The sequence below is a fragment of the Streptomyces beigongshangae genome, from assembly GCF_019710745.1.
Taxonomy (GTDB): Bacteria; Actinomycetota; Actinomycetes; order Streptomycetales; family Streptomycetaceae; genus Streptomyces; species Streptomyces beigongshangae.
In genome coordinates this window covers 1-483 of sequence record NZ_JAHKJW010000192.1, presented here as the reverse complement: position 1 = coordinate 483, position 483 = coordinate 1, and the positions used below count along the sequence as shown (strand labels likewise).

Sequence of the window (483 nt, the reverse complement as noted above, 5' to 3'; positions counted from 1 at the left end):
GAGCCTTTTCCAGCCTGACGGTGCTGGCCGCGTGTTGGACAGATCGGTGGAACGACGAAGCTCCTGGTAGACGGGTTCTCGACCAAGATTGCCCGTAGCCACCAGGAGCTTCGCGTGCTTGCCTACCCGTCGTCGATCGACCTGTCCAGTCGCACCCTGCGGTGCCTGACGGGACGACTCGCTGCCCGGCGAGGGGAGATCGGGACCCGATGGCGTCGGCTGACCGCCAACCGTCAGGCTCTCCTCGCCCTGGCCCATCTGCGATGCGGTGACACCTACGCCCAGCTCGCCGCCGGGTTCGGTATCGGCGTCGCAACCGTGTACCGCTACATACGCGAGGCCGTCGATGTGCTGACCGCCCTCGCACCCACCCTGGCCGAGGCGATGGACATCGCCCGGACCAAGGCGTTCGTGATCCTGGACGGCACCCTGCTGCCAATCGACCGGATCGCCGCCAACACCCCGTACTACTCGGGCAAACAC

General features: G+C 66.7%; 1 protein-coding gene. It reads left to right on the top strand.

The annotated features are described in order from the left end of the window. Positions 1-114: 114 nt before the first annotated feature. Positions 115-483 (top strand): transposase family protein (locus KM933_RS38790; protein WP_221362396.1); only part of this gene is annotated, 369 nt, incomplete at its 3' end.